At 56.3% G+C, this 10,854-nt stretch carries 8 protein-coding genes and 3 pseudogenes; 6 read left to right on the forward strand and 5 right to left on the reverse strand.

The annotated features are described in order from the left end of the window. Positions 1-110: 110 nt before the first annotated feature. The 3 genes and pseudogenes from CINSTRO3249_RS07920 to CINSTRO3249_RS07930 form a co-directional block, all read right to left on the reverse strand. Positions 111-418: pseudogene (locus CINSTRO3249_RS07920) on the reverse strand (YqjD family protein). A 435-nt stretch (positions 419-853) separates the two neighbouring features. Next, entirely contained in the window at positions 854-1,240 is a 387-nt protein-coding gene (mzrA, locus tag CINSTRO3249_RS07925) for an EnvZ/OmpR regulon moderator MzrA (protein WP_074012876.1), read from the reverse strand. Continuing rightward, positions 1,237-1,911 (reverse strand): DedA family protein, encoded by a 675-nt coding sequence (locus tag CINSTRO3249_RS07930; RefSeq protein ID WP_074012877.1) that lies wholly within the window; start codon positions 1,909-1,911, stop codon positions 1,237-1,239. The genes mzrA and CINSTRO3249_RS07930 overlap by 4 nt, the downstream gene beginning before the upstream one ends. Before the next feature lie 940 nt (positions 1,912-2,851). On the opposite strand from CINSTRO3249_RS07930, the gene CINSTRO3249_RS07935 reads away from it, so the two are divergent. The 4 genes and pseudogenes from CINSTRO3249_RS07935 (at position 2,852) to CINSTRO3249_RS07945 (ending at position 5,560) form a co-directional block, all read left to right on the forward strand. Continuing rightward, on the forward strand, positions 2,852-3,553 hold the full coding sequence (locus CINSTRO3249_RS07935; RefSeq protein WP_074012878.1) for a DUF969 domain-containing protein: 702 nt from the start codon (positions 2,852-2,854) through the stop codon (positions 3,551-3,553). 38 nt (positions 3,554-3,591) lie between these two features. Further along, positions 3,592-4,035, forward strand: a pseudogene (locus CINSTRO3249_RS18010) (5-oxoproline transporter, DUF979 family subunit); the annotation flags it as partial. Between the two features lie 85 nt (positions 4,036-4,120). Then, positions 4,121-4,510 carry a 5-oxoproline transporter, DUF979 family subunit gene (locus CINSTRO3249_RS18015; protein ID WP_371441374.1) on the forward strand — a complete coding sequence of 130 codons (390 nt, stop codon included), beginning with the start codon at positions 4,121-4,123 and terminating at the stop codon, positions 4,508-4,510. Between the two features lie 27 nt (positions 4,511-4,537). Continuing rightward, positions 4,538-5,560 carry a DUF2891 domain-containing protein gene (locus CINSTRO3249_RS07945; RefSeq protein WP_074012879.1) on the forward strand — a complete coding sequence of 341 codons (1,023 nt, stop codon included), beginning with the start codon at positions 4,538-4,540 and terminating at the stop codon, positions 5,558-5,560. A 19-nt stretch (positions 5,561-5,579) separates the two neighbouring features. Here the strand turns inward: CINSTRO3249_RS07945 and exuR are convergent, their stop codons facing one another. Both exuR and CINSTRO3249_RS07955 read right to left on the reverse strand, forming a co-directional pair. After that, positions 5,580-6,356 (reverse strand): transcriptional regulator ExuR, encoded by a 777-nt coding sequence (gene exuR, locus CINSTRO3249_RS07950; RefSeq protein ID WP_074012880.1) that lies wholly within the window; start codon positions 6,354-6,356, stop codon positions 5,580-5,582. A 263-nt stretch (positions 6,357-6,619) separates the two neighbouring features. Beyond that, the gene (locus tag CINSTRO3249_RS07955) at positions 6,620-7,909 is read right to left on the reverse strand and encodes an MFS transporter (protein ID WP_074012881.1); all 1,290 of its coding nucleotides are present in this window, start codon (positions 7,907-7,909) and stop codon (positions 6,620-6,622) included. A gap of 517 nt (positions 7,910-8,426) precedes the next feature. On the opposite strand from CINSTRO3249_RS07955, the gene uxaC reads away from it, so the two are divergent. Both uxaC and CINSTRO3249_RS07965 read left to right on the forward strand, forming a co-directional pair. Next, the gene (gene uxaC / locus CINSTRO3249_RS07960) at positions 8,427-9,836 is read left to right on the forward strand and encodes a glucuronate isomerase (protein ID WP_074012882.1); all 1,410 of its coding nucleotides are present in this window, start codon (positions 8,427-8,429) and stop codon (positions 9,834-9,836) included. A 59-nt stretch (positions 9,837-9,895) separates the two neighbouring features. Further along, positions 9,896-10,729: pseudogene (locus CINSTRO3249_RS07965) on the forward strand (tagaturonate reductase); the annotation flags it as partial. Positions 10,730-10,854: the final 125 nt, after the last annotated feature.

The raw sequence follows: 10,854 nt of genomic DNA on the forward strand, positions 1-10,854 counted from the left end.
TGCTCATGCTGAGTTTCCAGCACTAGATTAACTGCCCGTTCACGGACTTCCGGAGAGTAACGTTTGGTCGTTGTCATAGAGACCTCCACTTTTAAAGTATAGACTCTAATTTATCCGGGGTGATTCATAAGTGCACCGAGGATAAAGCCGACCACGGCGCCGAGCCAATGCCCGCCCAGGGATTTTCGTGTACGTATTCATCTGCCTTGGTCGCGACCACGCGGGTTTGCTCCGCCAAACGCTCACCGCCATCGCCGAGACGGCTGCGGGTATCCTTCAGCGCGCTTTCCGCCTTGGTACGCAATTTTTCAAACTCTGCTTTGGGCTTTTGGGCCGAACCACGCAGAACCTCTTCCAACGTGTCCGCCAGTGATTTCAATTCCGCACGTAAATGTTCAGAAGTGGCATCTTTGACCATTTTTAGACTCCTTCGACGTTTTGGCATCGGGGGCTGGTGTAAAAAATCCCTTGTCCCACCTTACCAATCATTAATTATTTTTAACCCTGCTACGTCTGGCGCTGTCATGCCCGAGGACGCTGCTGGCGCCGTTAGCGCCTCCCGGCGACAGGGTCTGGGCATGAAGCGCGGCCTATTGCGGCGTAGCGCAGGTTGATAGGTCACTGCACTGTGTGCGATAAAGCCGGTCGTCATGCTAAAAGCCAGAAGGGCTTCTGATGTTTAGCGCTTAAGGTAAGCGTAGCCCCGGATCCGCCAAAGGGCAAAAAAGTGGTAACAATTTCTTAGGGTTAATCCGGTTAGGGACGCGGTCGCCGGACAGGGCCGCCGCACCGGGGATAGGGCAGCGGCGCCCCGCCGCAGGGCGTAATGCCGGGGCAAGATAACCAGGGGCGCTCACCCCAGGCGCTCCTCGTCGTCGGACGGGCGGTAAAGCCACTGCCAGCCGCTGTAGCGGCGGCTTTTAAGTATCGCATAATCTTCCGGCAGATGATGCTGCAATACCAGCTGCGCCGCCTGTGCTTGTTCCGGGGTGTCCAAATGAATAATCATACTGTCTTTGGCGGGGGTAATGCTTTTCACCCGTATGCCGCGATCCTCAAGGAGCTGATAAAGAAAAAAGCCGTCCGGTAGCGAACCGCGTTCGCGAGCCACGGTGATTTGCAGCGTGCTGTCGTCATGGCACAGGGCCGGCAATAATAGCGTCAGCGACACCAGCACGGCCACGACCAGCAGACCGAGGCGGAAGCGTTTTATAAAGCCAATACAACCTGACTTTTTCATTGTTCCTTATCCGAATCGGTAAGCCGTTTGCGGCGCCAGATGACCACCAGCGAACTCACCAACCCAATCGTCAGAAGCGCCAGCGGCAGCAACATCAGACATAGCATCAGCTCCTCTTCGTAGCGCTGGAAGACGGGCGTTTTCCCGAGGATAAACCCCACCAGCGTCAAGATAAATACCCACAAAAAGGCGCTGATCCAATTGAAGAAATGGAAACGTGAATTGCCCAGACCGGACAAGCCGGCAATGGTCGGCAGCAGCGTGCGTACAAAAGCGATAAAGCGACCGATAAGCAAAGCAGACAGCCCGTGGCGGTGAAACATCCGGTGCGCCCGCTGGTGGTAGTGCGCCGGCAGATGGGCCAGCCAGCTTTTCACCACCCGGTTATTTTCCAGCCATTTCCCCTGTAGATAGCTTATCCAACTGCCCAGGCTGGCGGCGACGGTGAGTAGCAACAGCACCAGAGGAAAATTCAGCGTCCCCTTGGCAATCAGCACACCAATTAATATCAGTAAACTATCGCCGGGTAAAAAGGCGGCAGGCAGTAGCCCGTTTTCTAAAAAAAGGATGACAAACACCAGTACATAAATGGTCCAAACCAGACTCGGATCGGAAAGTGTTTCAAAATCCTGTTGCCAGAGGGCGTGCAACAGTTCCTTAAAGATATCCATTGTGTATTCTCAACCAATGACGGCGTGTCATGCTGCTGCCCGCCGCCAAGTCGAAAAAGAAGAAGCGGGCGTATGTGCGTTGGCGCTTCGGCGTTGACGCTTATTAGCCGTGAACCTTGGGTTAACGCTTCGCAGCGCGCCGGCAAAACCCGTCCCTGCGTTTAAAACGAGGGCAAAACCGGCCGCGATGCGGCGGCTGGCGAACCGGCGAAAGTGTAAATAATTCATCCATACTGTAACAAAAGCATCTCCATTGAGACAGTGAAATATAGCCGAAAATACGCCGCAATGAGCGCTTTTGACGTTAAAAATTCGCCCTGCGACATGAGTTTTACACCCGCTGACATAAACTCACGGTTACTGACTTAGTGCCGGCCCCGCCGCGCGCCCGGCGGCGTGACATAGGGGGGAGCCTGTTTTGCCGCGCCACGGCGGCGCCGGTCGCCTTGGATGTCTACGGACCCGCGACAGCGAATGGCTGGGCGGGGGGAGTCAAGCGCCGCGTGATAATTTAGCGGGCCGACCTAAAGCGGTTAGCCGGCAAAATATCACCGCCGGTGAGTGTGGCTAAGCGTGGCATATTTGCGGCGCTGTACAGCGTTTAATTAGCATAAAAAACCAGCGGTAAAGATATTTATGCCGGCAGACTTTCTCGCCTAAAGGATAATTAAGCCTGTATCGGTTTCTTGACGGTGATACTAACCGCTGCCGCGCGACGGCGATAATTCCGCGCTTCGCTGCCCGCCACGCAGATTATGCTTTGGCGCAAATGCGTACTTTTTATTCTGTTAAAGAAGGAACGCTAATTAAATATTCCAATAACCGAGAAAATAGCTTAGAAAGGATATTACCCGTTGTCCGGGTTGGCTTGGGGAGGGCTATTCCTGACACCTTCACTCTACGGGTAAAGGCAATTCACACTATTTATCGGGGTATCGTTATGTGGCCTTTAATAGGCATTGTTATTGTTATTCTCGGCTTTGCGCTGCGTTTTAACCCATTAGTGGTTGTGACGCTCGCGGGACTCATCACCGGGCTGACCAGCGGTCTGGATTTGCCCGCGGTCGTCAGCGATTTCGGCACCGCCTATGTGCAAAATCGCTATATGGCGCTAATCTGGCTGGCGCTGCCGGTCATTGGCCTGCTGGAACGCAGTGGTCTGCGCGAGCAGGCGCAGCGCCTGGTCACGCGCATCCACGCCGCGTCTCTGTCGCGCATTTTGATATTGTATATGCTGATGCGGCAATTGACCGCCGCGTTGGGCTTGACCGCGCTCGGCGGCCACGCGCAAATGGTGCGCCCGTTGATAGCGCCAATGGCCGAAGGGGCGGCACGCAAACGTTTGGGGGATTTACCTCAGGCGGAACGTGAAAAAATCCGGGCACACTGTGCAGCGGTCGATAATATCGGCGTTTTTTTTGGGGAAGACATATTTATCGCCATCGGCTCTATCTTATTGATGAAAGGGTTTATGGAGCAAAATGGTTATATTATCGAGCCGTTGCATTTTGCCGTTTGGGCCATCCCCACCGCCTTTTTTGCCTTTATCATTCATAGCGCCCGCGTAACGTTTTACCAGCGTGCGCTTATCCGGCGCTATACGGCGCAAAGCAAATCGCGGCCGGTCGGGGAGCATAAATGATGACCATTCTGGACGCCCTGTATTTGTTGGTGGGCATCATGTTTGCCGCCACTGCAATAATAAACCTACGTGATAGTTCTAACGCGAAACGCTGGAAAAGTGCCGGTTTTTGGGGCATTAATGCGATTATCTTCATTTTCGGCAGTTATTTACCGGCGCTGGCTAATGGAATACTGGTGATCGTCATGGTCCTGCTCGCGGGCCTCGGCGGACTTGGCCGCAGCGGCAAAGCGGAAACGTCCCTGGAGCAGCGAGAAGTGCGCGCCAGCCGCTTTGGCAACCGGCTATTTATTCCGGCGTTGCTGATCCCACTGGTGACATTGCTCGGCACCTTTGCTTTCAAGAGCCTGACCTGGAACGGCGCGCTGCTGATACCCGCCGGCTCTTCCACGCTGGCGGCACTCGGTTTGGGGATTATCGTCGCCTTTTTCGCGGCGCTGGTGATGCTACATGAAACGCCCGCCAGCGCGATGCACGAGGGTAGACGGCTACTGGACGCCATTGGCTGGGCCAGCGTTTTGCCGCAGATGCTGGCGGCGTTGGGGGGGAATTTTCGCCCTGGCCGGCGTGGGCAAGCTGGTGGCTGGGCTGATTACCGATGTCATCCCGCTGGGCCTGCCCGTCGTCGCGGTGGCCACCTATTGCATCGGCATGGCGCTGTTTACCATTATCATGGGCAACGCCTTTGCGGCCTTTCCCATCATGACCGCGGGCATCGGTTTGCCTATCATCGTCGGCCATATGGGCGGCAATCCGGCCATTATGTCCGCTATCGGCATGTTGGCCGGCTTTTGCGGCACATTGATTACTCCCATGGCGGCCAATTTTAATATTGTCCCTGCGGCGCTGCTGGAGCTTTCCGATCAACATGGGGTGATTAAAGTCCAGTTCCCCACCGCCATCATGCTGTTAATTATCAATATTATTTTGATGTCCCTGCTGGTGTTCCGTTTTTGAACCCGCCCGGAAAATAAGGAAAAATGAATGAACACCCTGCAAAGCGAAGCGTTTTTATTGGACGACGAACGGGCCGCGGCGATGGCGCGCATCGCCCTGGGGCATGTGGAGCGCGAGTATCCCAACCACATCATGCACAATCTGCAGGACGAACGGGACATCGACGGGCCGCGCGGTCTGCACCCCGTGTTCTTCGGCAGCTATGATTGGCACTCTTGCGTGCATAGCTATTGGCTGCTGGCGCGCATTGCCCACCGCTTTCCCCGGCTGGCGGAAGCGGAGGCGGCCCGGGCGCTGTTTACCCGCCGCCTGACACCCGACGCGATAGCGCAAGAGCTGGCCTACTTTGTGCAACCTAATCGCGGCAGCTTTGAGCGGCCCTACGGCTGGGCCTGGCTGCTGAAACTGGTGGTCGAGCTCGGCGCCGGGCACGATGATCGTCTGCGCCCCCACGCCCACGCGCTGGCGCCGCTGGCGGATCATATGGCGGCGAGTTTCAAAAAATTCTGGCCGCTGCAAACGTACCCTATCCGTACCGGCACCCACTTTAATAGCGCTTTTGCCGGGGTATTGGCGCTGGATTACGCGCGCTGGCGGCAGGACACGGCGCTGGAAACGGTGCTGGTGGAGGGAGGAAAACGCTGGTTCGGCGGCGATCGCGCCTGTCAGGTCTGGGAGCCGGCGGGGGATGAGTTTTTATCGCCGACCCTGATTGAAGCGGTTTATATGTCCCGCTGTTTAGCGGACGCTGAGTTCAGCGCCTGGTGGCAGGGGTTCTTGCCTGAGCTTGGCGCACGCCAGCCGGCGACGCTCTTTACCCCGGTCTTCGTCAGCGACCGCTTTGACCCTAAGATTGCCCATCTTGACGGGTTGAACCTCAGCCGCGCCTGGTGCTGGCGCGCCCTGGCCCGGCGGTTGACAACGGCGCCGGATCACTGGATACAGCAGGTGGCGGCGACGCATCTGCATGCCGCGCTGGCGCATTTGGACACCAACTACATGGGCGCCCATTGGTTGGCTACGTTCGCCCTGCTGACGCTTGAGGCCTAAGCCTGCGGCGGTACGCCTGTCATTTTACCCCGTTGGCCACGCTATCCAGGTGCACCACGGGGTTGTCGCTGAACATATAGCGGTCGACGCTGGATTCAAAATCGTCGGTGGTGGCATGGAACAGCATCTGCTTGGTGTTTTCCAGATGCTGCCACATCGCCAGTTTGGCGGCGTAGGGATCTTTACGGATCAGCGCCTTGAGGATTTGGTCATGATCGACGCACCAGCTTTCTATCGCTTTGTCGTCGATATGCTCATGTAGCTTGATCCAGTAGGGATTATGCACCCGCTGGGTCCACATCTGTTCCACAATGGTCGCCATCGCGCTGTTGCCGGTGGCGAGCGCCACCTGAACGTGGAATTTCAAGTCCCATTGCGAATCGCGGAATCGGTCTTCCTGACGCGCGTTTTCCTGGATTTCCATTAGCAGGACAATGTCCTGTTTCGACACCTGGGTCGCCGCAAATTCGGCAATGTTGCTTTCGATCAGCTGTCGCGCCTGCAGCATCTCGAACGGACCGGGCGCCGCAGCCTCAGTTTCGCCTGCGGGCAAGAGCAGGTGTTTTTGCTGATTGGCGATGACATGGATACCCGAGCCTTTGCGTACTTCCACATAGCCTTCCACCTCAAGCATGATGATCGCTTCCCGCACCACCGTGCGGCTGACGTTCATCTCCTCGGCGATATAACGTTCCGCCGGCAGCTTCTCGCCGACCGGATAACTACCGGATTCGATGCGCCGTTTCAGTTCGGCCGCCAGCTGCTGGTATAATCTGCGGGTTTCAGTGGGTTCCATTTTGCATGCTCTTCACAATACAGAGAAAGGGTGGCGCTGAGGTTCAGCGGCCGGTGCCGACAGGACAAAAGGGGTGCCGGCACGTATTTGTTATACCACTTTTCGCGGTCATCGGCCAGATGCGCTACCCGGTCTTACGGTTCTTTAACTTCCTCACGGCGCGAGGATAAAAATCCCCGGCGCGGTGTAAAACCGTCGCCGGGGAGCGGGGCAGAGAAGAGGAGCGCCAGGCAGACAGCCTGCGCTGGCGCGCCTGGGCGGCGTTACACGGTCGCCGGGGTTCTCTGTGATTCCAGCTCATCCACCGGACGGTTTTTCAGAATGGTCCAGATGCACAGGGCGCCTAACAAATCGAACAGCGCCAGGACCGCAAACAGCGGGCTAAAGCCGATCGTGTCCGCCAGCGCCCCGACCACCAGGGCGAACAGGGTACTGGCCAGCCAGGCGGCCATGCCGGTTAGGCCGTTGGCGGTAGCCACTTCATTACGGCCAAAGACATCCGAAGACAGGGTAATCAGCGCACCCGACAGTGACTGGTGGGCGAAACCGCCGATGCACAGCAGGCCGATAGCCACATAGGGGCTGGTGAACAGGCCGATCATGCCGGGGCCAATCATCAAGAACGCGCCCAGGGTCACCACCAGTTTGCGCGAGACGATCAGGTTCACGCCAAAGACACGCTGGAAGAACGGAGGCATGTAGCCGTCGACGATGCAGCCCAGATCGGCGAACAGCATCGGCATCCAGGCGAACATGGCGATCTCTTTCAGGTTGAAGCCATATGCCTTGAACATGAACAGCGGGATCCAGGCGTTGAACGTCCCCCAGGCCGGTTCAGCCAGGAAACGCGGCAGCGCTATACCCCAGAACTGGCGGTTATGCAGGATTTCCCAGGCGCTCATTTTTTTGCCGTTGTCGACCTGATGCTGGGCTTCCTGACCGCCAAGAATGTAATCGCGTTCTTCGTCCGACAATTTCTTCTGCTGTTTCGGGTGCTTATAGAATACCAGCCAGCAAAGTGCCCAGATAAGACTCAATACGCCGGTAATGATGAACGCCATTTCCCAGCTGTGGATCATAATCGCCCAGACCACCAGCGGCGGTGCCACCATGGCGCCGATGGAGGAGCCGACGTTAAAATAGCCGACCGCAATGGAGCGCTCTTTGGCCGGGAACCATTCGCTGCTGGCCTTCAGGCAGGCCGGGATCATCGCAGCTTCCGCCATCCCCACCGCACCGCGGGCAATAGCCAAACCGCCCCAGCTGCTGGCCAGCGCCGTGGCCATACAGAACACCGCCCACATTATCGCGAATACCGCATAGCCGACCTTGGTACCCAGCATATCCAGGACATAACCCGCTACCGGTTGCATAATGGTATAACAGGCGGAATAGGCGGCGATAATATAAGAGTATTGCTGAGTGGTAATGTGCAGTTGATCCTGCAACGTCGGGGCCGCCACCGCAATGGCGTTACGCGTCAGGTAGCCCAGCACCGTGCCTACGGTGACCAGGGCGATCATATACCAGCGTAACCCTTTAATCTTACGCATTAAAACTTCTCCCAATAGTAGTGCCGTCAATCCAACTGCTCGGTCGGTGGCTCGACGGTGAGATATAGAGAACCCAACGTAGGGTGTTCCCCTAGGTATCGTTTTTATCAGGCTGCCCAGGGTGTTGCGTCCTGTCGGTGCGGCTTTTCAGCGGGCCGGTTAACCGCCGGCTCTTCTGAATCGCACCCACCCCGCTTGGGTGTCGCTAAACGCCCTGCGGTCCTCGCCAATAAACAAAACTTGAGTCCTGACTGAAAACGGCGTTACGATAACTTGTCATACAGATTTAAAAGTTGAGGACCATCACAAAAACCATTAATAATTTAATGGATAATAATTCTGTCCCGCCAACCGGCCTTTACCCCGGTTTTGGCGCAAAAATGTGACATTTTTGTTGATTCATGAAGGGTGTTCGCTACGACAGGGCTTGAAATCCAATCAGTTGGTCCTAAATTGGTATAACATCTTTCAACATTTTGGAAACATAGCTTAAAAAAACGAAGGTGAGGAGCCTGTTATGACCGCGTTTTTAACTGAAGATTTTTTGCTGGATAGCGAATTCACCCGCCGTTTGTATCATGACTATGCGAAAGACCAGCCGATTTTTGATTATCACTGCCATTTGCCGCCGGAACAGATCGCGCAGAATTACCGGTTTAAAAACCTGTACGACATCTGGCTGAAAGGGGACCACTATAAATGGCGCGCGATGCGCACCAACGGCGTGGCCGAACGTTTTTGTACCGGCGACGCCGGCGACTGGGAAAAATTTGAAGCCTGGGCGCAGACCGTGCCGCACACCATCGGCAACCCGCTCTATCATTGGACCCATCTGGAGTTACGCCGTCCGTTCGGCATTACCGACACCTTATTATCGCCGGCGACCGCGCGGCAAATCTGGGACCGTGGTAACGCCCTGCTGGAGCAGGATAACTTTACCGCCCGCGGCATCATGCAACAGATGAACGTGAAAATGGTCGGCACCACCGACGATCCGATCGATGACCTGCGCCATCATAAAGCCGTGGCGCAAGACAGCAGCTTCGCTATTAAAGTGCTGCCCAGCTGGCGTCCGGATAAATCCTTCAATATTGAAGCCGAAGGCTATGTCGATTATCTGAAGAAACTCGAAGGCGCGGCAGACACCGCTATCAGCGGATTTAACGCTCTTTGCGACGCATTGTCGAAACGTCTGGATCACTTCGCCGCGCACGGCTGCCGGGTCTCTGACCACGCCCTCGACGTCGTGGTGTATGGCGAAGCCGATACGCACACGCTGGATGGCATTCTGGCCCGTCGCCTGGACGGCACGCTGCCGAACGCCGAGGAAATCGCCCAGTTCAAGACCGCGGTACTGGTGTTCCTCGGTGCGGAGTACGCCCGCCGCGGCTGGGTACAGCAGTATCACATCGGCGCGTTGCGCAATAACAATAGCCGCATGCTGAAACTCCTCGGCCCCGATACCGGTTTCGATTCCGCCAACGATCAACCGGTGGCGCAAAACCTGTCCCGTCTGTTGGACGCGCAGGCGAAAAACGATGCGCTGCCGAAAACCATCCTTTATTGCCTGAACCCGAGCGACAACGAAACCATCGGCACCATGGTCGGTAATTTCCAGGGCGAAGGCATGCCCGGCAAAATGCAATTCGGTTCCGGCTGGTGGTTCAACGATCAGAAGGACGGCATGGAACGGCAGATGACGCAACTGGCCAATCTGGGGCTGCTCAGCCGCTTTGTCGGCATGCTGACCGACAGCCGCAGCTTCCTGTCCTACACCCGTCACGAATACTTCCGCCGCATTCTGTGCCGGATGATCGGCCACTGGGTAGAACAGGGCGAAGCGCCGGCGGATATGCAGTTGCTCGGCGAGATGGTGAAGAACATCTGCTTCGACAACGCTAAAAACTACTTTGCCATTGAACTCTGATGACGTTGGACGGGCCCCTGGCCCGTCCGGCATCGGCTTTATATAAAGGTAACCCCCGAATGCAAACGCTAAATCGTCAAAATTTTCCCGGTCGCCAGTACACCAACCGCGTTATCCAGTTCGGCGAAGGGAATTTTTTGCGCGCCTTTGTCGACTGGCAGCTGGATCTGCTGAACGAACAAACCGACCTCGACGCCGGCGTCGTGGTTGTGCGCCCGATTGATACCGATTTCCCACCGTCATTGTCGACCCAGGACGGCCTGTATACCACGATTATCCGCGGCCTGAACGAACAGGGCGAAGCGGTGCGGCAATCGCGCGTTATCCGCTCGGTCAACCGTGAGATCAATGTTTACCGCCAGTTCGATGACTATCTGGCGCTGGCCCATGATGCCAATATTCGTTTTGTCTTTTCCAACACCACCGAAGCCGGCATCAGTTTTAACGCGGGCGATCGGCTGCAGGATACGCCGCCGCAAAGCTACCCCGGCAAACTGACGCGCCTGCTTTACGAGCGCTTCTGCCATTTTGACGGCGCGGCGGATAAAGGCTGGGTGCTTATCCCCTGCGAGCTCATCGATTACAACGGTGACGCGCTGCGCGACATGGTGCTGCGCTATGCCGACCTGTGGGCGCTGCCGGCGGAATTCGTCGGCTGGCTGAACGACAGCAATACCTTCTGCTCGACGCTGGTGGACCGCATCGTCACGGGTTACCCGCGCGATGAAGTTCAGGCGCTGCAAACTGAACTCGGCTATCAAGACGCCTTCCTGGATACCGCCGAATACTTCTATTTATTCGTCATTCAGGGGCCGACCTGGCTGGCCGAAGCGTTGCGCCTGGACCAGGTCAACCTCAACATCCGCATCGTGGACGACATTAAACCCTATAAAGCATAGGTATCTACACATTTATCGTGATACCTGTTATTACTTTGCAGAATGATTTCAACCTATCTGTTGGCGGGATTGACTCTCGCCTTACCCGCCGATATCAGACGCTGGTTAAACAGCATATG

It is taken from the genome of Candidatus Sodalis sp. SoCistrobi, from assembly GCF_900143145.1.
Lineage (GTDB): Bacteria > Pseudomonadota > Gammaproteobacteria > Enterobacterales > Enterobacteriaceae > SoCistrobi.

Bases quoted from the DNA above. Each gene is read 5' to 3' on its own strand.
- mzrA (WP_074012876.1), bottom strand. From the start codon at position 1,240: ATGAAAAAGTCAGGTTGTATTGGCTTTATAAAACGCTTCCGCCTCGGT.
- exuR (WP_074012880.1), bottom strand. From the start codon at position 6,356: ATGGAACCCACTGAAACCCGCAGATTATACCAGCAGCTGGCGGCCGAA.
- CINSTRO3249_RS07935 (WP_074012878.1), top strand. From the start codon at position 2,852: ATGTGGCCTTTAATAGGCATTGTTATTGTTATTCTCGGCTTTGCGCTG.
- CINSTRO3249_RS07955 (WP_074012881.1), bottom strand. From the start codon at position 7,909: ATGCGTAAGATTAAAGGGTTACGCTGGTATATGATCGCCCTGGTCACC.
- uxaC (WP_074012882.1), top strand. From the start codon at position 8,427: ATGACCGCGTTTTTAACTGAAGATTTTTTGCTGGATAGCGAATTCACC.
- CINSTRO3249_RS07945 (WP_074012879.1), top strand. From the start codon at position 4,538: ATGAACACCCTGCAAAGCGAAGCGTTTTTATTGGACGACGAACGGGCC.
- CINSTRO3249_RS07930 (WP_074012877.1), bottom strand. From the start codon at position 1,911: ATGGATATCTTTAAGGAACTGTTGCACGCCCTCTGGCAACAGGATTTT.